16 protein-coding genes are annotated in these 22996 nt (G+C 57.6%); 6 read left to right on the forward strand and 10 right to left on the reverse strand.

The window, feature by feature from the left end; translation table 11 throughout:
• Positions 1-10: 10 nt before the first annotated feature.
• The 3 genes from cysQ to cysD are packed head-to-tail and all read right to left on the reverse strand — an operon-like array spanning position 11 to position 3658.
• Complete coding sequence (gene cysQ, locus D3242_RS00450; protein ID WP_019857049.1) at positions 11-802, reverse strand: 3'(2'),5'-bisphosphate nucleotidase CysQ; 792 nt, start codon at positions 800-802, stop codon at positions 11-13.
• Between the two features lie 10 nt (positions 803-812).
• Entirely contained in the window at positions 813-2750 is a 1938-nt protein-coding gene (gene cysN, locus D3242_RS00455) for a sulfate adenylyltransferase subunit CysN (protein ID WP_064982982.1), read from the reverse strand.
• A 2-nt stretch (positions 2751-2752) separates the two neighbouring features.
• A complete protein-coding gene (gene cysD / locus D3242_RS00460; protein ID WP_019857047.1) occupies positions 2753-3658 on the reverse strand; it encodes a sulfate adenylyltransferase subunit CysD in 906 nt (301 codons plus the stop codon).
• A 590-nt stretch (positions 3659-4248) separates the two neighbouring features.
• Between cysD and D3242_RS00465 the strand changes: the two genes are divergently transcribed.
• On the forward strand, positions 4249-5502 hold the full coding sequence (locus D3242_RS00465; protein ID WP_064983556.1) for an O-antigen ligase family protein: 1254 nt from the start codon (positions 4249-4251) through the stop codon (positions 5500-5502).
• 18 nt (positions 5503-5520) lie between these two features.
• On the forward strand, positions 5521-6474 hold the full coding sequence (locus tag D3242_RS00470) for an NAD-dependent epimerase/dehydratase family protein (RefSeq protein ID WP_064982983.1): 954 nt from the start codon (positions 5521-5523) through the stop codon (positions 6472-6474).
• On the opposite strand, the gene D3242_RS00475 is transcribed toward D3242_RS00470, so the two are convergent.
• Positions 6453-7007, reverse strand: coding sequence for a sugar transferase (locus D3242_RS00475; RefSeq protein WP_171880397.1), 555 nt, complete (start codon positions 7005-7007; stop codon positions 6453-6455). The genes D3242_RS00470 and D3242_RS00475 overlap by 22 nt on opposite strands.
• A 154-nt stretch (positions 7008-7161) precedes the next feature.
• On the reverse strand, positions 7162-9150 hold the full coding sequence (locus tag D3242_RS00480) for a nucleoside-diphosphate sugar epimerase/dehydratase (protein ID WP_019857043.1): 1989 nt from the start codon (positions 9148-9150) through the stop codon (positions 7162-7164).
• A 397-nt stretch (positions 9151-9547) separates the two neighbouring features.
• On the opposite strand from D3242_RS00480, the gene D3242_RS00485 reads away from it, so the two are divergent.
• Positions 9548-10999, forward strand: a complete 1452-nt coding sequence (locus tag D3242_RS00485) for a phosphomannomutase (RefSeq protein WP_120145477.1) — start codon at positions 9548-9550, stop codon at positions 10997-10999.
• A gap of 197 nt (positions 11000-11196) precedes the next feature.
• On the opposite strand, the gene D3242_RS00490 is transcribed toward D3242_RS00485, so the two are convergent.
• A complete protein-coding gene (locus D3242_RS00490; protein ID WP_064982985.1) occupies positions 11197-12129 on the reverse strand; it encodes a glycosyltransferase family 2 protein in 933 nt (310 codons plus the stop codon).
• A 406-nt stretch (positions 12130-12535) separates the two neighbouring features.
• Here D3242_RS00490 and D3242_RS00495 point away from each other — a divergent pair, with 406 nt between their 5' ends.
• The 3 genes from D3242_RS00495 to D3242_RS00505 all read left to right on the forward strand — a co-directional run bounded on the left by D3242_RS00495 (position 12536) and on the right by D3242_RS00505 (position 15633).
• Positions 12536-13423 carry an ABC transporter permease gene (locus D3242_RS00495; protein ID WP_223217764.1) on the forward strand — a complete coding sequence of 296 codons (888 nt, stop codon included), beginning with the start codon at positions 12536-12538 and terminating at the stop codon, positions 13421-13423.
• 5 nt (positions 13424-13428) lie between these two features.
• Positions 13429-14130, forward strand: a complete 702-nt coding sequence (locus tag D3242_RS00500) for an ABC transporter ATP-binding protein (protein ID WP_010914947.1) — start codon at positions 13429-13431, stop codon at positions 14128-14130.
• Positions 14131-14424: 294 nt separating this feature from the next.
• Positions 14425-15633 (forward strand): sulfotransferase family protein, encoded by a 1209-nt coding sequence (locus tag D3242_RS00505; RefSeq protein ID WP_064982987.1) that lies wholly within the window; start codon positions 14425-14427, stop codon positions 15631-15633.
• 95 nt (positions 15634-15728) lie between these two features.
• On the opposite strand, the gene D3242_RS00510 is transcribed toward D3242_RS00505, so the two are convergent.
• The 4 genes from D3242_RS00510 to D3242_RS00525 form a co-directional block, all read right to left on the reverse strand.
• A complete protein-coding gene (locus tag D3242_RS00510; protein ID WP_064982989.1) occupies positions 15729-17558 on the reverse strand; it encodes a rhamnan synthesis F family protein in 1830 nt (609 codons plus the stop codon).
• Positions 17559-17903: 345 nt separating this feature from the next.
• Positions 17904-19817 carry a rhamnan synthesis F family protein gene (locus tag D3242_RS00515; protein ID WP_223217765.1) on the reverse strand — a complete coding sequence of 638 codons (1914 nt, stop codon included), beginning with the start codon at positions 19815-19817 and terminating at the stop codon, positions 17904-17906.
• Positions 19818-19861: 44 nt separating this feature from the next.
• Complete coding sequence (locus D3242_RS00520) at positions 19862-21796, reverse strand: rhamnan synthesis F family protein (protein WP_064982992.1); 1935 nt, start codon at positions 21794-21796, stop codon at positions 19862-19864.
• A gap of 103 nt (positions 21797-21899) precedes the next feature.
• Positions 21900-22958, reverse strand: a complete 1059-nt coding sequence (locus D3242_RS00525; protein WP_064982994.1) for an NAD-dependent epimerase/dehydratase family protein — start codon at positions 22956-22958, stop codon at positions 21900-21902.
• Positions 22959-22996: the final 38 nt, after the last annotated feature.

Raw genomic sequence — 22996 nt, forward strand, 5'->3', positions numbered from 1 at the left:
GCAGCGACTCTCAGGCGGGGCTCGCCCCTGCCCTGCCGCTGGCGATGAAATGCGGATTGGCGAAATCCTCGTCGTCGGCCTGGTCGCGTTTGCCGTAAGCCAAGGGCTTGCCGTCCAGCGTGCGTGTCGTACCGCCAGCCGCGCGCAGCACCGCGTCGCCCGCCGCGGTGTCCCATTCCATGGTGCGTCCAAAGCGCGGATAGACATCCGCCTCGGCGCTGGCAAGAAGACAGAATTTCAAGGACGACCCAACGGAAACGATCTCGGCGGCGCCGAGGTCGCGAATATAGGCTTCGGTTTCCGGCGTGTTGTGGGAGCGGCTGGCAACCACGGCCAGCGGTGACGCGGCCGCTCTCACCGAAATCGGCCGGCGGCCGATGATCTGATAGTCGTCATCGATTTCCAGGGCTTCCGCGCTGCCCGGCCGTCCCGAAAAGAAGCGGCCGGTGCAAGGCGCGAAGACGACGCCGACTTCCGGCACGCCATGGCGGACAAGCGCGATGTTGACGGTGAAGTCGGTGCGGCGATTGACGAATTCCTTGGTGCCGTCGAGCGGGTCAATAAGGAAAAAGGCCTCGCCGAGATCGGTCGGCATGATTCCAGCCGCCGCTTCCTCTTCGGCCACGCAGGGAATGTCGGGAAATGCCGCGCGCAGGCCGGAGAGGATGATCTTCTCGCTCTCGCGGTCCGCCTCAGTCACCGGCGAGGCGTCCGATTTCCGGTCGACGGCGCAGCCGGCGTGGAAGACGCGCATCACCTCACGTCCAGCCGCCAGGGCCAGCCGCTCGAAGATGTCGAGCATCGACCTATCGTCAGATACCGCCGCCACTTTCATATTGGTCTTCGGCAATGTCGCGCTCATTCAGCCAATGTTCCAGGGCATCTACCATCTCTTCCGCCGATTTGCCGAGCGTCTTCAGATGGATCTCCGGGTTTTCCGGTGCTTCGTAAGGTGAATCCACGCCGGTGAAATTCTTGATCTCGCCATTCAGCGCGCGCGCATAAAGCCCCTTCGGATCACGCCTGGCGCATTCCTCGAATGGCGTGTCGACAAACACCTCGATGAACTCGCCATCGGCCATCAATTCGCGCGCCATGCGCCGTTCGGCGCTGAACGGCGAAATGAACGAGACAATGACGATCAACCCGGCATCGGCCATCAGCTTGGCCACTTCAGCGACCCGGCGGATGTTCTCGACGCGGTCGGCATCGGTGAAGCCGAGATCGCGGTTGAGACCGTGACGGACATTGTCGCCGTCCAGAATATAGGTGTGCCGGCCGGTGGCGAACAGCTTCTTCTCGAACAGGTTGGCGATGGTCGACTTGCCGGAGCCGGAAAGCCCGGTGAACCACAACACGGCAGGGCGCTGGTTCTTCATGTCGGCGCGCACGCGCTTGCCGACATCGAGCGATTGCCAGTGGATGTTCTCGGCACGACGCAGCGAGTGCACGATCATGCCCGCGCCGACGGTGGCGTTCGAGATGCGGTCGATCAGGATGAAGGCGCCTGTGGTCCGGTTCTCGGCGAAGGGATCGAAGGCGATCGGCGCCCGTGTCGAGATGTTGCAGATGCCGACTTCATTCATTTCAAGCGACTTGGCCGCCTCATGGGCGAAGTCGTTGACGTTGATGCGGTATTTCAGGTCGGTGACGGTGGCGCTGGTCTGGTCGGTTTCGGTGCGCAGGATGTAGGAGCGGCCCGGCAGCAGCGCATGCTCATCAAACCAGACGATGTTGGCTGCGAACTGATCGGCGACCTGCGGCCTGGCGGCCGGCGAAACCAGCATATTGCCTCTGGAGACCTCCACCTCGTCGTCGAGAACAAGCGTGATGGCCTGGCCGGCCACCGCCTGTTTGAGATCGCCGCCATGAGCGACAATGCGTTTGACATGCGAGGACTTGCCGGATTTGGCGACGACGACCTCGTCGCCTTGCACGATGGCGCCGGACGCGATCGTGCCGGCAAAGCCGCGGAAATCGAGATTTGGGCGATTGACGTACTGCACCGGAAAACGGAACGGCTGCTCGACGGCAGCCTCTTCGACCGAAACGCTCTCGAGGTGCTCGATCAGCGTCGGGCCGGAATACCACTGCATGTTGTCGGAGCGGCCGCTGACATTGTCGCCGTAGCGGGCCGACATCGGGATCGGCACGATGGTCTGGAAGCCGAGATCGCGCGAGAATTGGCCGTAGTCTTCGACGATCCGGTCGAAGACCGCCTGGTCGAAATCGACGAGATCGATCTTGTTGACGGCCAGCACGATGTGGCGGATGCCGAGCAGCGAGGCGATGATCGAATGACGCCTCGTCTGGCGCAGCACCCCTTGCCTCGCATCGATCAGCACGATCGCCAGATCGGCGGTCGAGGCGCCTGTCGCCATGTTGCGCGTGTATTGTTCATGGCCGGGCGTGTCGGCGACGATGAACTTGCGCTTCGGTGTGGCGAAGAAGCGGTAGGCGACATCGATGGTGATGCCTTGCTCGCGCTCGGCCTCGAGACCGTCGACCAGCAGCGCGAAATCGATGTCGTCGCCAGTGGTGCCATGCTTGCGCGAATCGCGTTCGAGCGCGGCAAGCTGATCCTCGAAAATCTGCTTGGTGTCGGACAGGAGGCGCCCGATCAGCGTCGACTTGCCGTCGTCGACCGAACCGCAGGTCAGAAAGCGCAGCAGCGACTTCTTTTCCTGCGCGGCCAGGTAGTCGCGGATGCTGTCGGTGGGGGCGAGGCTTTTTGCCATGATGTGACGCATGGTCAGAAATACCCCTCGCGCTTCTTCTTTTCCATCGAGCCGGCTTCGTCACGGTCGATCAGGCGGCCCTGACGCTCGGATGTGCGCGCGGTCAGCATCTCGCCGACGATGGCTTCGAGCGTGTCGGCATCGGATTCGATGGCGCCGGTGAGCGGATAGCAGCCCAAAGTGCGGAACCGCACCAGGCGGTTCTCCACTGTCTCGCCGGGGCGCAGTTTCATGCGGTCGTCGTCCTTGAGGATCAGCATCCCGTCACGCTCCACCACCGGCCGTTCCTTGGCGAAATAGAGCGGCACGATCGGAATGTTCTCCTGCAGGATGTACTGCCAGATATCGAGCTCGGTCCAGTTCGACAGCGGGAAAACGCGGATCGATTCACCCGATGCGATGCGGGTGTTGAAGATCTTCCACATTTCGGGACGCTGGTTCTTCGGATCCCAGACATGTTGGGCATTGCGGAACGAGAATATGCGCTCCTTGGCGCGCGACTTCTCCTCGTCGCGGCGGGCGCCGCCAAAGGCGGCATCGAAACCGTATTTGTCGAGCGCCTGGCGCAGCGCCACCGTCTTCATCACGTGGGTGTGGGTGTTCGAGCCGTGGTCGAACGGATTGATGTTGTCGCGCACACCGTCTTCATTAACATGCACCAAAAGGTCGAAGCCGTGTTTTTGCGCCATCTGATCGCGGAAAGCGATCATCTCGCGGAACTTCCAGGTCGTGTCGACATGAAGAAACGGGAAAGGCGGCTTGGCGGGATAGAACGCCTTCATTGCCAGATGCATCAGCACGGATGAATCCTTGCCGACCGAATAGAGCATGACCGGCTTGGCAAAGGCGGCCGCAACCTCGCGGAAAATGTGGATGGACTCGGCTTCAAGCCGCTGCAGATGCGTAAGCGCTGTTATCATAGACTGTGAGCGTTCTCTCGTGCCTTGCGACAGAAGTCCTTGCGTCAAATCATCGAGCTTTGTGCCCGGTTCAAGCGTCGCTTCTGGACAAAGTGTTTCGTGCGGGCGTTCTAGCAGATCGGCGCACGGCAAAACAATGCAAGACGAGCCCGGCAGCAGTCAGTTCGGGAATGATTTTTCCATGCTTTCGCCAAAACCCGGAAATTTCTGTTCGCAATGCCTGCAGCCGGGAAAAGGCCGGGAAAAAATTGCTCGGCAGACCATGACGACAGACGCTGCTTGAGCCCATTCCCAATCGTCGGGCACCGGCCGCCGATTTTAGGTGACGACAAGCTCCACCGCACTATCGAAAAGACAGCCCAGCCGCTATACAACCTCCGGAAGCGGGCAAGATGCGTCATCAGGCATGGGCAAATTTCAACGCGAGCACATTCGGTTCCGCCGAACAGGATGTGCCGCATAGAGCTACTCGAGAATAGCGGGCCCGAAACTTGACCGGTCTTTCGTCTGCAAGACAGCAACTCACGCCTTCGCGGATCAATATCTACTTCTCCATTCTTTGCTTCTTTTTTCCACCGGTTTTGGGATCGGTGGTCAGCTTCGTGTTCAATGGCGGCGCTCTGTGGTCCGTCCTGTTGCTCGCTCTCAGGAAAAGGCGCTTCAATATCGACCCGGCGATGATGGCGATGACCATCGCGATCTATGCCTATTGCGCGGCCAATCTGGTGGCGTCCATCGTCAACCACGCGATCGCCAGGGATGCATTGCACCTGATCCCGCTTGTCACCTTCCTGTTTTTCCCCATCTCCTATTCGACCTGGAGCATTACGCAGAAGACAACGCTTGTCCGTATCATCGTACTGAGCAGCATGGCGGCCTGTTTTGTCGCGCTGCTTCTGGCGGTCTTCCAACAACATTGGCTTGGTATCCGCGCCGAGGGTGGGGCCGGGAATGCAATTGTGTTCGCGGAGGTCCTCTGCCTTGCCGTGGTGGTCTGCGTGGCAGGCGCCCTGTCGGATACAGAGAGACACAGGATCGCCCTCATTTGTGCGGCACTTGGCGGGACGATCGCCATCATCTACTCCGGCACCCGAATTGTCTGGCTGGCACTGCTGATTGCCGGTATCGCCGTTCTGCTGATCAACCAGCATAGGCTCAAGGGAAGGAACGCCATTCGCCTGCTGGTGCTGTTGCTGGCGGCCGGCGCCGTGATCGCTGCTGTCGGCTTCCAGACCATATCCGGGCGTGTCGACTTTCTGCGTTCCGACTTGGACGCGCTCGCCCTCAAGGGTGACCACACGACGGCTATAGGATTGCGATTGGCCGTGTGGGACATTGGTCTGAAAGCGTTTCGTGAGATGCCGCTGTTCGGACATGGAGTGGGTGCCACCCAGGCCTTGATAAAACAGGGCTTCCACGATCAGTTCGGGATGGATGCAGGCTTCAATCATTTCCACAACGGCTTCCTGACCGCCCTGGTGCAGGCAGGACTTCTGGGCGCCTTGACGCTGGCGGCGATCTTCGTCGTTGCCGCCAGGAATGCAGCCGTGGTTTTGCGAAATAGCACCGATCCTATCGAGCGTTTTGGCGCTACGATGATTGTCATCGTGGTGATCACCTATCTCACGTCCGGGATGACAGGCATCCTGATTGGCCACGACATTCTGGACTCGGTGCTGATGGTCTTCCTGGTGTCGGGAACGTATCTCGCCTCGGGCCGTCAGGCTCCGTTGCCGCAAGACCAGGCGTTTCCGCCCGAGACGGAAGAGCGCGTGCTTCCGCCGGTGACGGAAGACGCCCTTCTTCCAAGGATGGAACATCGGGCGCTTCGCTTCACTGAATAGCCGTTCGGGGCAAGACCAATGAAAGTCCTGGTCACAGGCGCGACAGGCTTCATCGGTCGTCAGGTGGTGCATCGGCTTCGCGAGGCGGGCACCGAGCTCCGCCTCGCGTCCCGCTACCCGGAGAGGCTTGGTCCGGGACATGATGCCATGCAGATGCCCGATGTCGATGCGCCGGCGGCTGCCTTCCTGGCGCTTGCCAGGGGGGTTACCGATGTCGTTCATTGCGCGGGTCTGAACAATGATGAAGGCAACGCCACCGAAGCCGATTTTCGGGCGGCCAATGCGGAATTGAGCGCAAGGCTGGCGCAGGCTGCGGCCGAACAGGCAAGTGGACGGTTCATCCTGCTCTCTTCGATCCGGGCCGTGATCGGCGCGCGCGTCAGCGCAACGATCGACGAGGACACGATTCCCCATCCGCAATGCGCCTATGGGCGCTCGAAGCGCGAAGCAGAGATCGGGGTGCTGGACGCCTATGCGTCGTATGGCCGTTCCGACGCCACCGTATTGCGACTGCCCCCAGTCTACGGGGCCGGCATGAAAGGAAACTTGGCGGCGCTGATGCGCCTGGCCGATACGGGCCTGCCGCTGCCGAGAGGTGCCCTGACGGGAACCCGCTCGCTGCTGTCATCGCAATCGACGGCAGGCGCGGTATGGCATCTTCTCAGCCTTTCGGGGCGGCTGCGATCGATCTATGTCGCCAGCGATGTGCCGCCGGTTTCGATCGCCGACATTGTCGGCGCCTTTCGCGACGGTTTCGGACGGCCGAGGCGCCTTGTGGCCATGCACGCCAAGCCGTTGCGTGCAGCCGCGATCCTCTTGGGCAAGCGGGCGTCCTGGGACAGCCTGACCGCGACACAGATATGCGACCCTTCCCTGCTCGTATCCGAAGGCTGGCTGCCGGGAACCGGGACGCTGGAGCGGCTGGCCGAAATAGCGCGGCTCGGAGACGCTCAATCGCCCCCGTGGCGATAGAGCGTTCCAAATAGGATGCGAAGGTCGAGCGAGAACGACACCGTCCTGAGATAGGCGGCATCCGTTTCGGCCAGAAGCTGCGGGTTGGACATGTCGATGCCCCTGATCTGGGCCATGCCGGTAATGCCCGGTCGTGCCGCCAAAACCCCCAGCTGCCGGCGGCGCTCGATCAGTTCCGTCTGTGTCGGCAGGCAAGGGCGCGGCCCGACCAGGCTCATCTCGCCCCGAAGAACATTCCAGAATTGCGGCAGCTCATCGAGCTTGAACTTCCGCAAGGTCCTTCCGACCGCGGTCACGGCATTTGCTGGCGCCTCGTGCGAGGGCAAGGACGGCGTTCCCTGATACATCGTCCGCAATTTGTGGCAGCGAAACAACACACCATCGCGGCCGACCCGCGTCTGTGAAAAAATCACCGGACCGGGCGACGATGCCCGCACCGCAAGCATGCAGAGCAATAGAACAGGGGATGTCACCAACAACAGCAAGACTGCCGCGACGAGATCGAAGGCGCGCTTCAGTCCCTTCACGGCCATCCCCTGATCACTAGAGCCATTTTAGGAAGAGTGTGAAACGGTTTCCCCAGCAAAAGCCAGAAGCGCTTTCCCGGCGGAAATTGCTCCGACACCGCCGGCCGCGGAATCGATATCCAGGCAAAATCCCGCCATTCAACCGTCAGCTGCAACGTATCTAACCTGCTTGCCCGACCGTTCTCGGACCAGTTTCCTGCCGCGTGTCGGGCGCTGGCGTCTCCGGCAGATGGAGTTGCGCCAACACGGCAAGGGCGGAAGCCTTGTCCTGGCTCTTCATTGCCGCCTGCAACGCGGCCAGCGAGGCCTGAACCCTAGGCCACGCCACCACATCGGTCCTGAGACCGAAGATCTTGGCGATGTCGAGCGTGATGATCTCTTCATTGGCGCCCTGGAGCGTCTCATGCAGCTTCTCGCCGGGTCTGATACCGGTGAAGCGGATCGGGATATCCGCATAGGGCGTCTTGCCGGCCATGCGGATCATGGTTTCCGCGACTTCGAGAATCGGCACGGGTTTGCCCATGTCCAGCATATAGATGGCATAGTCGTCCTTGCCGTTACGCGACTGGGCGTCGGCGGCCGCCATGATGACGAGGTCGACGGCTTCCGCCACCGTCATGAAATAACGGGTCATGCGTCGATCGGTAATCGTGACCGGGCCGCCGGCTTCGATCTGTGCCTGGAAGATGGTCGCCACCGAACCATTGGAGCCAAACACGTTGCCGAACCGCACGGCTATGAATTTGGTTCCGGAACGGCGCCCGTCCGGCGCGATTGCGTGGCTTTCGTGCAAGGAACTGACGAGTTGCTCGGCGGCTCTCTTTGTGATGCCAAGCACCGAGGTCGGATCCACGGCCTTGTCGCTCGATATGAGCAGGAACTGCGGAACACCGCATTTGGCGGCAACCTCAGCGCAGACAAGCGTACCGAAAACATTGGTCTGGATAGCTGATTCCCAGTTCTCCTCGAGCAGCGGAACGTGCTTCAGAGCCGCGGCATGAAAGATGATGTCCGGTTTGAATTCCGTGACGACACGCGTCATCTGACGCCGGTCCGCGACATCGACAATGCGCACCTTCAGGCGATCATGGTCCTTTTCGTCGACATACTGGCTCAACTGGAAGATGCCGAACTCGGAATTGTCGGCGACCAGCACCGCCCCTGCTCCCAGCTCCAGCGACCGCTTGACCAGCGTGCGGCCGATAGATCCGGCGCCTCCCGTCACCAGGACGCGCTTGCCGTCGACGAAGGCACCAATACGCGCGATATCGGACGGCACGGTCGGGCGGCGCAGGATCGTTTCCATCTCGACTTCGTCGAGAACGATCTTTCCCTCCTGCCCAAGCTGCGAAAGGCTCGAGAACTGCAAGACGGTTATGCCGCCATGCCGGGCGACACGCACAAGCTCGGAATATTCCTCGATCTCATGCTCGACACCGCTGCCGAAAATAAGCAGGTCGATGCTCCTGGTGCCGGCGGCGTAGTCCTCCAGGACATCGATCAGGCGTGGCCGGGACGCCACCACGGGAACACCTTGAATCCGTGTACCCAACGGTGCGCCACGCTCGGTCGCCATGATGCCGGCAATGGAATAATCGGTCGGCTCTGCCGTGCGCGTGAAGCGAATGATCAGGTCGGCCTCACCAAGCCGACCGACGAACAGCGCCCGCCTGGCCTGCACTTTGTCGACCCTGTGGGTAAGGATGCCCCAACTCGCGCCGTCGCGAAGAAATCGGTAGAACAGCCGCGGCGCCGATATGATGGTAAAGGAAACGAGGAAAAAGACGATGAATTGGCGTTCGTTGAGGCCAGCCACGGGCTGGATGAAACGAAACATCAACGAAAGAGCATAGAGCACGACCGTCAGAATCGCACAGCTCTTCAGAATGTTGAAAAAGTCCGGAGTCGAGGCAAAGCGCCAGATCGTGGTGTAGAGACCACAATATCTGAACAGCAGGTGACTGATGAGAACGATCCCGAGCCAGGTGACCAGGCCTTGGTAGGAGAATGCATCGAACGAAAGGTCTGACCGGGAGAGGACGAGACTAAGCGCCACCGCAACCAGGACCATGAGCAGGTCCTGGACCATGATGATGACGCGCCGTATCTTCGGTCGAAATCCGAACACGGCTTCTGCATAGGAAGTCATTGGCGAGTATTGAACTCCAGGCGTGAGAACTTCAACACTAATGCGGCGTCAGATCGAATACCATCCGTCACCGGCCACCTGTTCTCAGCGTCAAATCCTCGGCCCCCGCCGTCGCTACCGCATAGCGTGGACGTGAGGTCATCGCCAGAGATTTCTTCACAGACGGTTCGATCGGGGTCAAGTGTCGGCCAGGATATCGCGCAACCGGCGGGGAGGTTTAAGGTTCACGCTGTTGCCAGGAGCAGGTCAGGCGATGCGATTGGCTGCCGTCTGACGCACTTTCTACAGCGCTGCCGTTGCCCGTTCGTTCATCGCGACGCACTATTTTTCAAGCTCTCGAGGAAACCTCGGGTGGGCGGCAAAGCGCTTTTCGGTTAACAGGGGAACCTACCTCAATATGACAACCTTCCCTCTCATCGGCCAAAGCGAAGTGATGAAATTTGGATCGAGTGGCCTCAGAGGCCTGGCTTCGGAACTGGTCGGGAACCCAAGTGGGCTTTATACTGAGGCTTTCGCCTGGCGCCTGGCTGCCGACGGGATTCAGCCAAATGCCATGGTGCTGGTGGGCCGTGACTTACGCGACAGCAGCCCCACCATTGCCGCCAACTGCATGGCGGCCCTGGCGGCAAGCGGGCTTCAACCGATCGATTGCGGCGCTATTCCAACACCGGCTTTGGCGCTGTACGGCCAGCAGCATGGCGCAGCGGCACTTATGGTGACGGGTTCGCATATTCCCGCTGACCGCAACGGTATCAAATTTTACGGCCCGCACGGCGAGATCAGCAAGGCCGATGAAGCCGCCATGGCACAATACGCCGCCGGAAGATCGGGAGCCTATCGCCCTCCGCCTCCGCCAGGAACGGCCTTGCCGACACGCCATGATCAGGCGATCGCCGCCTATCGCGCGCGCGCCGAGATCATATTGGAGCCCGGCTCCCTTTCCGGCATGAGGGTCGGCGTTTATCAGCACAGCTCGGTGGCGGCGGATCTGCTGGTCGAGATTCTCCAATCCCTTGGCGCTCATGTGACGCCTGTCGGGAAATCCGGTACCTTCGTGCCCGTTGACACCGAAGCCGTCAGCCCGACGACACTTGCCAAATTCAAGAGTTGGGCTGGGGAATTCGACCTCGATGCCATCGTGTCGACAGATGCCGATGCCGATCGTCCGCTTATCGCCGACGAAAATGGCGATCTCTTTCGCGGCGACCTGATCGGCCTCGCCACGGCCTTGTTCTTGCGGGCAGACGTCGTCGTGACGCCGGTGACCTCCAATTCGGGCATTTCGAAAGCTTTCGGTTTCGAGGTCGTGAGAACGAAGGTCGGATCTCCCTTTGTTATCGAAGGGATGGAAGCATCATACCATGCCGGTCGCATCGTCGTCGGCTTCGAGGCCAATGGCGGCGTTCTCCTGGGATCGGATTGTTCCCTGCGCGGAAAGACACTGACGGCATTGCCGACACGGGATTCCCTACTCCCGATCCTCGCCGTCCTGGGTCTGGTTGAATCGACAGGAAAAACGCTGTCGCAGCTGCGCGCGGTTTGGAAGCTTCCGGTTTGCGCAAGCGAGCGACTTGAAAACTTCCCGGTGGAAAGCTCGCACAGCTTGATGCGCCGCCTTGCGGATCGGGATGCATTGCAGCAATTCCTGGCGCCTTTCGGGACCGTTGCCGAAGTCGACGAGACTGACGGCTTAAGGATGCGAATGCAGACTGGTGAGATCATCCATTTGCGGCCCTCCGGCAACGCACCAGAACTTCGCTGCTATTCGGAGGCTGCAAACCCGGACAGAGCGGCGGCGATCGTGGCATTGACGCTTGAAAGGGCGCGGGCGATCACGTCCACGGATTAAACCGCGGGCGTCTCATGAAGATGGTTCTCGCACTGGCGCAAGCCCCTTCCGACGGCGGTCACTGCATTCGCTGGCCTCATGTGAGAACAGCTCGGCGTTCCTCGACGTATCGCCCTCAACTTGTAACAGCGAAGAAACGCTCGGGCCAATAGAGCACGAGGTCACCGCTCGACCGCGCGCCTTGAAGCGATCCGATTTCAGATGCGACCCAGGACGAATGCGAGATAAAGCCCTAGGGTCCCGGCAAGAGTCTGGCGGTAGACACCGCTTGCGGGCAGAGTGCGCAAACGCTGGAAAAGACTGCCCTTCCGGCCGCTTGCGAACAGGTCGAGGCACGCCGCGGCATCCGGCGTAAGGAGGTCGCGATTGACCGCCAGACCGGCAAGGTTGAGATCGGTCCAGTCGGCAAACTCGCCCTTGAACAGGCGCCCAAGCCGCGAGACCCTTGCCCGCCACGACGCGTTGGCGCCGACAAGGTTCGCCGCGTGCTGCCGGTAGTGCACCAGGGGCCGCGGGTCGTAGTGGACAACGCCGCCGGCACCGCTGACAACCAGATAGGCCCACCAGTCGTGGCTGACGAAGCCCGTGCGTGCCGAAGCCCTTGCCAACAGATCGCGTGCCGTGCGGTTGAGCAGGATGGTGTTGCCGCCGGCGATGCTTTGCACGAGCGCGTTGCGGAACGATGGCGGCCGCCGAAACAATGGCGACTGGCCGACAAGGCTTCCCGTTTCGGTCATGGTCGCGGTTCGCGAGCAGAACATCAACGGCATTTCCGCGCCGAACGCCTGCATCCATTGGATGGCACTTTCCAGCCTGTCCGGCTCCCAGACATCGTCCTGATCGCTGAAGGCATAGAAGTCGGCATCGATACGCCGGTCGAGTATCATCGAGCGGAAATTGGCGGCGAACCCTCGGTGCGGCCCCTCCACCAACGTCACTCGACCCTTTGTCCAGCGGGACTTCCAGGCTTCGATGATGGGAACCGTGCCGTCGACGGAGCCATCGTCGGAGATCCAGAGGTCGATGAGCGGATGCGACTGTGCGAGCAGGGATTGCAACTGCTCATCAATGAACGCCGCGCCGTCTTTCGTGCCCATCAGCACCGCTATGCGCAGATCTGCCCTATCCACGAATGTCGAACACCTTACTTGAGTTCTTCATGAAGGCGAGGTGCATCCGTGGCCGAAGTCCGAATACAGATTCCAGCTTCATCGGATGGCACCAGGCTCCAGGCTCGTGGACGTGAACACCAGCAAAGTGCGAACACGAAAATCGCTCATGGCCGTTCAGTTTTCTCAAAGCGCGATTTCCGGCCCGTCGCTTTGTATCGCATACTGTGGGCTGGAAGTCATAGCCAGAGGTTTTTTCGGCAAGAGCGGACGGTCAATGGACAAGCGTGGTGCATCATTCTTGGGTGATTGCCGCGAGCCTGATATTAGTCTCAGCTAACAAAGAAACCGCACGGTATCAGCACGTGCCCAGTTTTGCCGCAGTTGACTCTGCTCTTGACCTCGTTACGACGCAATGCGTTGCCATATGCCCGTCGAAATGGCTATTAGAGATGGGTGTGGTGGTTCGCGATGGCCAGCGAAGGACAATGCGCCAGAACAACGGATTGCGATATTCCCAGCTATGATTGCGGCACTAAACGGCGCTTTTGACGACATCTCAAAAGCCATGAGATTACACCGAGTCTGGATCGCGCTTGCCCATGAGGACATCGGCGACCAGCACAGACGCACGACGCTCGGCCCGCTTTGGATGCTGGTCAACTATTTCGCTTTCGTCGGCACATTTGCCTTTGTTTTCGTGACCAAGGACGCAAGCAACCCAAGCTATATAGCCTATGTGGCCATCGGCATGCTGGTGTGGTTCTATCTTACCGAGACCATCACCATGAGCGTGTCTCTCTTCCAACGCGAAGCGAGCTTCATTCAGGGCACGACGCTGCCGTTGTTCGTGTATGTGATGCGCTTGACGATGCAATGCATTATTCGAGCTGGTTATTCGCTGGCGGGTTGCGTTCTCATTCTGCTTTTGAGCGGTTACGGAATCAACACAAACTGGCTGCTGTCCTTGGTGGGATTGTTGCTCCTCATCCTGGCAACCCCTGCATTTGTGGTGGTTTTTGCGTTCCTGGGCGCATTCTTTCCCGATAGCGAATTCATCGTTGGCAACCTGATGCGGGTGGGCATGTTCTTCACGCCTGTCTTCTGGGTCTATAGTGGGCAAGAGGGCGTTCAAGAATATGCCTATCACTGGAACCCGTTCACCTATTTCCTGGAGGGCGTGCGCGAGCCGATCACGGCGGGCATATTTCCGGGGCATTCCTTGGCGGTGACAGGTTATTTCTGCCTCGGCCTCTGGGCTATTGCGCTGCTGCTGCTGGGCCTTTATCGCAAGCGCATCGTTTTCCTGATCTGAGTTCCATGACCTCCATCACACTGAACAATGTCAGCCTCGTCTATCGACTGTTTGAAAAGTTGACGCTTTCGGCGCCCGGCCGGCGTCGGAGCGCTCTCGGCGGCAATATAGCCAAGTCGGGCACCAAACAGGTCGTGCAGGCGCTCGACGGTGTCAGCTTCGAGCTCAAGGCGGGCGACCGGTTAGGGCTTGTCGGCCCGAATGGCGCCGGCAAGACCACCCTGCTCAAGGTTCTATACGGAATCTACCAGCCATCGGGTGGTACGATATCGATCACCGGCAAGGTCGATGCCCTGTTCAACATCCACATAGGGTTTCGTCCCGAGGCCACCGGGCGCAGAAACATCGTGCTGAGAGGGTTGATCAGTGGTTGGACGGCGGCCGAGATCGAAGAGAAAATGGAAGAAATAATCGATTTCAGCGAACTGGGCGACTTCATCGACCTGCCGTTCAAGGCGTACAGCCAAGGCATGGCGGCACGTTTGGCGTTTGCAGCAGCGACCACTCTCGAGCCTGAAATCCTGCTGATGGATGAATGGATTGGCGCCGGTGACGCGTCGTTCCAGGAAAAAGCCAAGCGACGCATGGACGAACTGGCGGAAAAGGCCGGCATCATCGTGTTGGCAAGCCACGACGATGCGCTCATCCGGCGGGTCTGCACGAAGAAACTCACACTTCGGGCTGGCCGGGTGGAGTCGCTGGCTTAAGGCGTCTCGCGATATTCGATATCGAGGTCGAGCGAGGGCACGATAGTCGTAGCATCCTCCTTTTCCGCAGGCCTTCAACGGTCCAAAACCACTGGCGAAGTCACGGCCGAACAACAGAGATCGGGTGCACCCTGTCAGCCCCGCATGCGATCTTCATAGAATTGACGCTTTGATAGAGCCTGGTCTAAGCGTACTGAACGTTGACCAACCGGACCGAAAAGCACCTTCAATGTGATAACCCCAACAGCCGGATTGCCACAGGGACCGAGGCGTCAAGCCATCTTAATCCTGGGAATGCACAGGAGCGGAACCTCGGCGCTTGGGGGTGTAATCAATGCACTGGGAGCAGCCGGCCCGAAGACCCCGCTGCCGTCGCACGCGGCCAATCCGCGCGGATTCTTCGAGAGCGCGCCCCTTGCCCTTGCCCACGACGAACTGCTCGCATTAGTAGGCTCGTCCTGGCTTGACTGGCGTCAACTCGATCAGCAAAGGATGAACTCAAAGGCAACAGAGCCGTGTCGTCAGAAAATAAAACAGCTGCTCATCGACGAGTTCGGTGACGAACCATTGATCGTAATCAAAGACCCGCGGACATGCAGATTTGTTCCGTTCATGTCGTCGATCTTGGACGAAATGAATGTCAGCCCTGTCGCCCTTCTGCCGGTACGCAATCCTCTTGAGGTCGCATATTCGCTGCACCGGCGAGACAAAATCACACTGCCAGAGTCCCTTCTGTTGTGGCTCAGGCATGTGCTCGAAGCTGAATATCATTCACGACACATGCCGCGATATATTCTGTCATATGAAGGGTTCCTGGTCGACTGGCGAAAGCATATGGACCGCGCAGCTGAAAAAACAGGTGTCGTCTGGCCTGCTCAGCCCGACCAGTCGGACGTCAAGATCGAGCAGTTTCTGACGACAGACCTTTATCATGAAAGGTCCACGCTCGAAGATGTGCATAATCATCCGGATGTTACGTCGCTGGTCCGCGAGACCTATCAAATTCTGACCACAATCGCCGCCGGGGATGAAGACAATGGCTTGCTTGCTCAGCTGGATATTATGCGGACGAGATTCGACGAAGCCTGCGAAACATTTTCGGTAGCCATGGCGACGGAGGAATTGGCGGTTGCGCAATTGCGTGGTGAACTCAGCGCGCGCAGCACCGAGACAGAGCAGGTCCGTCAAGAGAATTCGAGGCTTGCGAGCTTTCTGGAACAGCAATCCGTTGAAATCCGCGGCTTGGCGGACGAACGTGATGCCCTCGTCGGAACTCGCGACACTCTGATCGCTGAACGGGATGCCCTCGTAAACGCCCAAGCCAGCTTAATCGCTGAACGGGATGCCCTCGTAAATGCCCAAGCTAGCTTAATCGCCGAACGCGATGCTCTCCTGCGGGACATAATCGGCATCGCCAATGAGCGCGACGCGATACTCACGTCGCGCAGTTGGCGGCTGACCGCACCTTTGCGACTGATATGTGGTCTGTTCGCCCGTGGCTGATGCGGGCGCGCACAGTAAACGCGCGAGGTACTTGGAGCCCCTCACGCGCGACTTTGCCCACGTAAGAGAGCTCAGTTTGCTGTATCGCGATCTGGCTAATCCCCGAACGCGATTATCCTTCGTAGGCCGCGATAGAGTGGCCTGAGAATCCTGAACGCTAATGGCGATCTGGCTACAATCGATCTCTTGATCGAGAAGATGAGGCCACGAAAGGATCTTACCACTCCATAGTTTCCAAATTCCGCCGGAGCTCCGTTCTCGCATAGGGCTTGCAATTTAGCCTCCAGCATTACGTAGTTGTGAGCAGCATGCCCGGCAGTCATCACGTGCCGGAAGGTATAGCCGGCGTCGATTGCAACATAGGCTATGATCCGCTCTATGGCGTGGACCAAACTTCCATCCCGATAATCCATATTGGCAAAATCGTTCCAGCCCCACTTTTCTTCGAAAAGCTTCCTTAGAGCTGCAGGACGAAACCAGTACATCCCACCGTAAGGCGCGACAGGTGTACTATCATCCAGATGCACGATCAAACCCAACTGTCGGGCAAGCTTCGCTACGTTGGCTTTGTTGCCAGCCCATGAATTTCCAATGGTCGGATACCCAATATGAACCAACGGCGGCATGACGAGACCAAGCACTGGATTGTTGGCAAAGAGTTCAAGCAAATTCGAGACATATCCAGGCGTATGAAGAAGGTTTTCAAAAGTGTGGAGTTTAAACAACTCTCCCCTCGGGCCGTCTTGGGGAGATCGCTTGGAATGGATCCGGCAGATCAAGTCGTACCGATCCTCGAGTACATAGTCCCGGCAACCGACAAGAAGGGCGGAAGTGTCCCTGCCATCGTTCCGGACGACCAGGACGACCGCATTCCTGGCGTTCGTCGCCTTCGCGACTGCTTGCTGAATCAATGCCTGCTTGTTGGCATTGTCGGTCGTGACGATCAGATCGTAGCCTTTCGGCACGTTTTCGGCATAGCCGAGAACCTCATCGATCATGTCAACGTGATACACATGCGCAAGAACTGCTATCCGATAATCGTCCCAATTCCTTTGCGCGCCAATATGGATGTCCGGCAGGACGGAGAGCAACGCGGCATTGCCATTTAGCGTACGAGGCGAGCCCAAGCGGCCAACGCTTTTCCATATCAGCGACAAATCATAATCAGATTGGTTTTCTACGATCTCCAAGGCACGCGGCAGGTTGATGGCCGCGCGCTCGAGGGACAGCGTGTCGTGAAAAAAGAGGCGACGCTTCAGTATCGGGCTCCGGTCCTCCAGCGTTTTGTCCGGCTCCATGAAAACCGGGTATGGCGTCCTGTATCGTTCCGGATCGAGCAATACCGAACAGGTGTAGCCCAAAGCCTGAAAATGCGCTGTGAACACCGTCTCGTGCTTCGCAACTGACTCCATATAGGAGTTGATGGACACCATCCGGGTCCAATAGTCACGAAACGCCTTCGACTGATGCAAGGACCGCCGCACTGCGATGAAATGGGAATTGAGATGGAAGGGCAGTTCCGATTTTCTGACGTCGATCGGATTGGGCTTTATCGCCTTGTGGGCGGAGATTCCCCAAAAGTCACAGTGACGTTGGTCCATCTCAGAGAACATTTCGGAAAAGGGGAAGATCGGCCCGTAGAAAGTGTGGTTGAAAAACAATATCTCGTCGAAGTGTGAAAGCTCATCCCACCCAATATGTTCGAGGGCAGCCCGATAGGCCCAGACATCGAACCCCTTGTTTTCCCTGATTAGAAAGCTGTCGGTAGCGTCAGAAAGGCGAGATCGGGCCTCGTCGTCTACCGGACCGTTGCAAACGACCAGCAGTTTTTCAACAAAGGGCCTTATCGATGCAATCAGGTGAAAATAATACTCATCTATCTTGCCTTCTTGATCGTAATAAAATGCGATTGCCAGGCGCCTCATCGACCTAATCTCTCTCTGGTGCAGATGGCACTTAGAATTAGAACGCTCCGATATGGGATCGCCGGCGGCACCGAACCACATCCTGCCACGCAAACATCATCGAGAGGCGGTGTTTCCAGGTTGCGCCCTCGATGCCCGTGATAGCGTTGAAAAACAGGTATTCCAAGACCGCTGGTTGGAATGGCACCATCTGGCAGGACGTCGACCGCACCCATTAAACCATTCGGTGCCGCCAAAAAAGGCCGGCCACATGCGATCTTCTACACGACGCCGACATGCGGCTTGCCAAATGATGCCAGCCTTCCAGGAAAAGCGCACAGCGTTTCGCCATGCCTGGAGTTTGATTTAGGGCTTGGCCACAGCTCGATAGATCGGTCTCAATATTTTGAACAGGGTAGGCGCTCTGAACCACAGAGAGTTTTTAATGGCCAAATTGAGTTTACCCAGAGAGCGCTTCACTGACGTTACCGACGTCTGCGACGATGACGCAGCGGGCGGTAGATGGTTTGCCACGGGATAACCGGCTTTCTTCCACTCAGACAACAAATGGCACTGCCAAGGGAAGTCGCCTGACGGCATCAGGCTGGCAAGTTTTTGCAGCTTGAACTCCAGCATGGTGTAGTTGTGCGCCGCCTGATGCGCGCACATGATGTGCCGCGTGGTATATCCGGCATCCTGAGCCGCGTAGGCGATCAGCCGCTCCAGCACATGGGCCAAGCCGCCGTCAACATGATTTGGCTCGGCATTGAAGTCTTCCCATTTCCACTTGTGTTCGAAGATTTTGCGCAGGGCGCGTGGCCGGAACCAGAACATGGTGCCATAGGCAGCGACCGGGGTGTCATGATCGAACTTGACCTTGATGTTCAAAAGCCGAGCGGTTTCCTCAACCTTTGGCCTGTTGAAGAACCATGCGTGCCCCATGGTCGGATAGGAAATATGAACGACAGGCGGAACGGCTAGTCCGACTAACGGATTGTCGTGAAACATATCCAAAACATTATGGACATACCCACGCGTATTCAGCAGATTCTCAAGCATATGCCGCTTGAACAGGTTGCTTCTCGACGCCTGCACTTGAGGCGACTTTTTTGTATGCAGGCGACAGACAAGGTCATAGCGGTCGTCGACGAGCAGATCGCGCAAGGAAATGAAAAGCGAGGACATGTCACGACCGCGATTTTTCTCGACGATGCGGACGATGACGTTCTTCACGCCAGGGCGTTTTGCCAGTGTGGCTTCAATCTCGGCCTTTTTTTCCGGCGTATCGGTCGTGGCAATGAAATCATAGGGCACCGGGATGTTGCCGGTCAGCGCCAGTATCTCTTCCAGCATGTCGGTGTAGTAAATATGCGCGCAGACGGCGATCTTGCCGTAGTCGGAAGGAGCGTCGCCGTCTTTGGCTCGCTCATCGGGCAAGACGCTCATCAGCGCGGCATTGGTGTTTAGATTCCTCAATTCCGAAGTGCGCAGGACATTGCGCCAAATCAGATTGAGATCGTAGTCGGATGTCTCTTCAAGAACTCGCAAAGCGCGCGGCAAATCAATGCCTTGAGCATTCAAAAACGTCGGATCATGAAAAAACGGACGTCGCTTTAGCAAGGGAAAGCGGTTGATGATTGTCTCATCAACGTTAATAAACGCCGGATAGTGCGAACCATATTTATCCGGATCGACATACGCTTCCGCCGAGTAGCCAAGATCTGTAAAATGCTTGGTAAACTGCGACTCGTGCAGCATGATAGCGTCGATGTAAGTTTTGATCGCGGGCAGATTTTCCCAGTATGTCTTGAAGGCACGTGATTTCAGCATCTTCTCGCGGATGGCAATGAAGTTTGCTGTGAGATGGCGGGGCAGATGGCCTGTTCCGGTAAACGGATTTGGCGTCATTTGCGAATGAGCAGCGCTGCCCCAGAAATCACAATCCCGGCGCTCCATTTCCGAAAACATTTCCGAAAACGGAAAAAGAGGCCCGTAGCAGGTGTCATTCAGCAGGATAAGTTCATCATACTCGGAAAGAGCGTCAAAGCCGACAGCGTCAATACCGGTCTTGTATCCCCATACGTCAAATCCCACGTTCTCCCGGACCAGAAGCTGATCACAACTGGCTTTGATTGCTATTTCCGAAAGCTTGGAAAGATTTCCGTTGGATACGACAACAATCCTCTCGACAAATTCGCGCAGCTTTTCGAGCAGGAAGATGACATAGTCATCGGCAATTCCATGCTCGTTGTAGAGAGAAAATACGGCAATACGACGCACCTTGATGCTCCTGACTAGATCGTGAACCTGTCTGATGCCCGCCATTATCCGCCACTACGCCGAGAGTTCGGTTTCAAAACCGCCCTCGTGCTGCGATAGATCGGCCGCAGTGCTTTGAACAGGATAGGCGCTCTGAACCTCAGAGAGCTTTTAACGGCCAAATTGAGTTCAGCCAGAGAATGCTTCACCGACGTCGGCATTGGTGCCGGAGTGGCCGATACATGGCTTCCCAAGGGATAGCCGCCCTTTCTCCACTCAGACACCATATGACACTGCCAAGGGAAGTCCCCTGACGGCATGAAGCTGGCGAGCTTTTGCAGCTTGAACTCCAGCATGGTGTAGTTGTGCTCGGCCTGATGCGCGCACATAATGTGCTGCGTTGTATATCCAGCATCCTGAACCGCGTAGGCGATCAGCCGCTCCAGCGCATGGGCGAAGCCGCCGTCGACATGATCCGGCTCGGCATTGAACTCCTCCCATTTCCACTTGTGTTCGAACATTTTGCGCAAGGCGCGTGGCCGGAACCAGAACATGGTGCCATAGGCAGCCACCGGAGTGTTCTCATCGAATTTGACGTCGATATTCAGAAGCCGCGCGGTTTCCTCAACCCTTGGCTTGTTGGCAAACCACGAGAACCCCATGGTCGGATAGGAGATATGAAAGATAGGCGGAATGGCCAGGCCGACCGAAGGATTGTCGTGAAACATATCCAACACGTTGTGCACGTACCCGCGGCTATTCAGCAGATTGTCAACCATATGCCGCTTGAACAGGTTGCCCATCGATGACTGCACTTGGGGCGATTTTTTTGTATGCAGGCGACAGACAAGGTCATAGCGATCGTCAACAAGCAGATCGCGCAAGGAGATGAAAAGCGAGGACATGTCACGGCCGCGGTTCTGCTCGACAACGCGGACGATGACGTTCTTCACGCCAGGGCGGTTCGCCAGGGCGGTTTCGATTTCGGCCTTTTTTTCCGGCGTGTTCGTGGTGGCAATGAAATCATAGGGCACCGGGATGTTGCCGGTCAGGCCCAGTATCTCGTCGAGCATATCGGTGTAGTAGATATGCGCGCAGACAGCGATCTTGCCATAGTCGGGAGCAGCACCGTCGCCTTTAATCCGCTTGTCCGGCAAGACACTCATCAGCGCGGCGTTGGTGTTGAGCGTTCTCAAATCCGAAGAGCGCAGAACATTGCGCCAAATCAGATTGAGGTCGTAGTCGGATGTCTCTTTGAGCACCCGCAAAGCACGCGGCAAATCGACGGCGTTTTTATCCAAAAATGTTGGATCATTGAAAAAAAGGCGACGCTTTAAAATGGGGCTTCTATCATTGTAAATCTGATCGACATCGATCATCACAGGGTACGCGGAATTGTATTTATCCGAGTCAAGGTATGTTTCAGATTTGTATCCCAAGTCCTCAAAAAGAACTGTAAAACGCGACTCATGCAAGAGAACAGACTCCGCATAGTCTCTGATTCTCGGCATTCTCTCCCAGTAGTTTCGAAAAGCGATCGACTCAAGCATCGCCTTCCGCACGGCGATAAAATGAGAGTTCAGATGGCGGGGCAAGACCCCTGTTCCAGTGAAAGGATTGGGAGTTACCTCCTTGTGATCGGATATGCCCCAAAAATCGCAATCCCGGCCTTCCATTTCCGAAAACATTTCCGAGAACGGGAAAACAGGTCCGTAGAATGTGTGGTTAAGCAAAAGGATTTCATCATAATCGCCGAGCTTGTCGTAACCGATGAACTCGAGCCCTTGGCGATACGCCCCTACGTCAAATCCTGTATTCTCGCGGATGATAGTCTCGTCAACCGCGGATCGCAGTGAAGCTTCCGATGATTTTGAAATCTCCCCGTTTGAGACAAAAATAATCGTCTCCACGAATGGCCGCAATTTTTCTAGAAGGTAGAATATATAGTCATCAACCTGACCGCGTTCGTCATAGAAGAAAAATATCGCTGCACGCCGCATCGCCAAGTCCCTGCAAATATCACATCCACGTGGTATAGGGACCACGTCTCCCGTGGAAGCATTTTCGACGGCAGAACGCTTCCGTTGTCACGATCTCATAATTCTAGCCAAGTTGTGAATCGATCCACTCGGAAAGCTGACCGATCCCCTCGTCTACACTTTTCAAAGGTCGCCATTCCAGTTCGCGCACCGTCCTGTCGATGTTGGCGACAGCGCAGCGAACGTCGCCGTTGCGGAACATGCCGTTGACGTGCGGTTCCGGAGCCCCGTATCTTTTTGCGACGATCCTTGCCAGGTCAAGAACCGTGGTCTTGGACCCGGTGCCGACATCATAGGCGAGCGACTGTGACAGATCCGTGGCCGTGGCCTTGTCGAGAGCCGACGCCACATCATCGATGAAGACGAAGTCGCGTCCGATATCCCCGTCCTCATAGATCGGGATGCTCTTGCCTTCCTTCGCCATCCTGATGAACAACGACACGATTCCCGTGTAGCTGTTGGTCAGCGATTGGCCAGGACCATATACGTTCTGAAGGCGAAGCACGTTGACAGCTGTTCCGAACGAAAGAGCCCAAGCCCGCAATATCTGTTCCTGGGTTAGTTTCGTCGCTCCGTAGATGCTGGTTGGATTCGGTATCGTTTTTTCCGCGTCCATTGGCAGAGGTTCGAGCCCGGAAAAATCCCACTCCGCGCGTTCGAGCTGCTGTTTCGATCTCTGACCGGGATACGTTATCTCGCCTGTTTTCCTGGACCGCCATGCCCCTTCTCCATAGACGGCGCGGCTCGAAGCCAGGACAAAACGCTCAGGAACGTGCGATGCCGTGGCGAAAGCATCCAACATGCGGGTGGTGCCAAGAACATTTGCTATTGCGTGGCGAGAGGCCTCCGTGAGCGACTGACCCGTGCCCGTTTCGGCAGCCAGATGCACCACAACTTCAGGTCGGATGGTTTCCAGTGCCTGCGCCCAGGTCGAGGCCTCGGTCACATCGGCAACCACGAGTTCAATGCGAGGATCAAGGTCGGCGGGACGCTTTCGCTCTGCGTGGATCTGCGGATGCAAACTGTCGATGACAACCACGCGATCGAAGCGGTTTGCCAATTTGGTGGACAACGCGCATCCAATGAATCCAGCTCCGCCGGTCATCACGCATGTTTTGGGCATTCAGGTAGCATTCCCGTTTCATTGACTTGGCCGTTCGT

It is taken from the genome of Mesorhizobium jarvisii, assembly GCF_003601985.1.
Classification (GTDB): Bacteria; Pseudomonadota; Alphaproteobacteria; order Rhizobiales; family Rhizobiaceae; genus Mesorhizobium; species Mesorhizobium jarvisii.

Bases quoted from the DNA above. Each gene is read 5' to 3' on its own strand.
- cysQ (WP_019857049.1), bottom strand. From the start codon at position 802: ATGCTCGACATCTTCGAGCGGCTGGCCCTGGCGGCTGGACGTGAGGTG.
- cysN (WP_064982982.1), bottom strand. From the start codon at position 2,750: ATGCGTCACATCATGGCAAAAAGCCTCGCCCCCACCGACAGCATCCGC.
- cysD (WP_019857047.1), bottom strand. From the start codon at position 3,658: ATGATAACAGCGCTTACGCATCTGCAGCGGCTTGAAGCCGAGTCCATC.
- D3242_RS00470 (WP_064982983.1), top strand. From the start codon at position 5,521: ATGAAAGTCCTGGTCACAGGCGCGACAGGCTTCATCGGTCGTCAGGTG.
- D3242_RS00475 (WP_171880397.1), bottom strand. From the start codon at position 7,007: ATGGCCGTGAAGGGACTGAAGCGCGCCTTCGATCTCGTCGCGGCAGTC.
- D3242_RS00480 (WP_019857043.1), bottom strand. From the start codon at position 9,150: ATGACTTCCTATGCAGAAGCCGTGTTCGGATTTCGACCGAAGATACGG.
- D3242_RS00485 (WP_120145477.1), top strand. From the start codon at position 9,548: ATGACAACCTTCCCTCTCATCGGCCAAAGCGAAGTGATGAAATTTGGA.
- D3242_RS00495 (WP_223217764.1), top strand. From the start codon at position 12,536: ATGCCCGTCGAAATGGCTATTAGAGATGGGTGTGGTGGTTCGCGATGG.
- D3242_RS00500 (WP_010914947.1), top strand. From the start codon at position 13,429: ATGACCTCCATCACACTGAACAATGTCAGCCTCGTCTATCGACTGTTT.
- D3242_RS00505 (WP_064982987.1), top strand. From the start codon at position 14,425: ATGCACAGGAGCGGAACCTCGGCGCTTGGGGGTGTAATCAATGCACTG.
- D3242_RS00510 (WP_064982989.1), bottom strand. From the start codon at position 17,558: ATGAGGCGCCTGGCAATCGCATTTTATTACGATCAAGAAGGCAAGATA.
- D3242_RS00520 (WP_064982992.1), bottom strand. From the start codon at position 21,796: ATGCGGCGTGCAGCGATATTTTTCTTCTATGACGAACGCGGTCAGGTT.
- D3242_RS00525 (WP_064982994.1), bottom strand. From the start codon at position 22,958: ATGCCCAAAACATGCGTGATGACCGGCGGAGCTGGATTCATTGGATGC.